Origin of the sequence: Lactococcus sp. EKM203L (genome assembly GCF_011800585.1) — a bacterium.
Lineage (GTDB): Bacteria > Bacillota > Bacilli > Lactobacillales > Streptococcaceae > Lactococcus > Lactococcus lactis.
In genome coordinates, this window is record NZ_JAALEQ010000057.1 from 1 (window position 1) to 320 (window position 320).

Genomic DNA, 320 nt, shown 5'->3' on the forward strand with positions numbered 1-320 from the left:
TTCATGAGCAATGGAAAAATAAACTAAGTGGATTGAAAGAGGCAGGAGATGGCAAGGTTAGAAAAAATTTATGATGTTTATTTCAATGGGATAAAAACGGGAACTGGTACAAAAAAAGAGCTTTCGAAAATGCTTCTTGTTTCACCTCATTCAGTCGCTGGATGGGTAAAAAATGGTATGGCTAATTCTCCAAAAAATAACGCAGTCAAAATCGCAGTCGTAAATGAAAAAGCGATGATGGAAAAATATCCCGGTTGGAAACCTTATGGCGGTTCAAAGTCTAAGACTTCTGATGAAATAACTGATCGTGACCGAAGAAA

Annotated in this window: 1 protein-coding gene; it reads left to right on the plus strand. The window is 36.9% G+C overall.

Annotated elements, in window-relative coordinates; all coding sequences use genetic code 11:
* Positions 1-48: 48 nt before the first annotated feature.
* A partial coding sequence (locus HFD15_RS14080) for a DUF658 family protein (RefSeq protein ID WP_167593836.1) occupies positions 49-320 on the plus strand: 272 nt, incomplete at its 3' end.